This window comes from Vibrio sagamiensis NBRC 104589, assembly GCF_007990935.1.
Taxonomy (GTDB): Bacteria; Pseudomonadota; Gammaproteobacteria; order Enterobacterales; family Vibrionaceae; genus Vibrio; species Vibrio sagamiensis.
In genome coordinates this window covers 1-607 of record NZ_BJXJ01000150.1, presented here as the reverse complement: position 1 = coordinate 607, position 607 = coordinate 1, and the positions used below count along the sequence as shown (strand labels likewise).

Annotated in this window: 1 protein-coding gene; it reads right to left on the bottom strand. The window is 44.0% G+C overall.

The annotated features are described in order from the left end of the window. Nucleotides 1–37 precede the first annotated feature (37 nt). On the bottom strand, nt 38–607 hold a 570-nt coding region (locus tag VSA01S_RS19870; protein ID WP_244949890.1), incomplete at its 5' end, for a phage integrase.

Genomic DNA, 607 nt, shown 5'->3' with positions numbered 1-607 from the left:
GTGGCGACAGCCGAGCAAAAAATTTTTGTGGCGACGGCTACAGATTTGAAAGCGGGTTGTGGGAAATGGCTTCAGAGAGATGGTCAGGTGCAAAGTGAGCATAGCGCATTGTCATGCTGATATCAGCATGGCCAAGGATATCTCTTAACACCAAAATATTCCCGCCATTCATCATAAAGTGACTAGCGAAAGTATGACGCAAAACATGAGAAGCTTGGCCAGAGGGAAGGGTAACCCCTAGTTTATTCTTTAAGATGTAGCAGAAAGGGGTATAGCATTCTTGAAATAACTTTTCTGAGGTAGGTTTATATATCTCATGGTAAAGCTCTTCTGAGATGGGTACAGAGCGATTTTTCTTCGTTTTAGTGTTGGTAAATGTCACTTTAAATTTGCTGAGCTGAGAGCCTTTCAACTGCGCGGCTTCATTCCAGCGTGCATCAACAAAATCTATGGTCCCAGCCATTCGTTGACTGCGAAACGTCGAATACATCTTTGAAGTGAAAGAGGAGGCGATAGGATTCCCCATGACATCCGCCATTTTTAAAAACTTGTTCTGAATAACAGAACCGTTCGCCAGCGTAGCGCCATAGTGAGTGAACCATAGCTC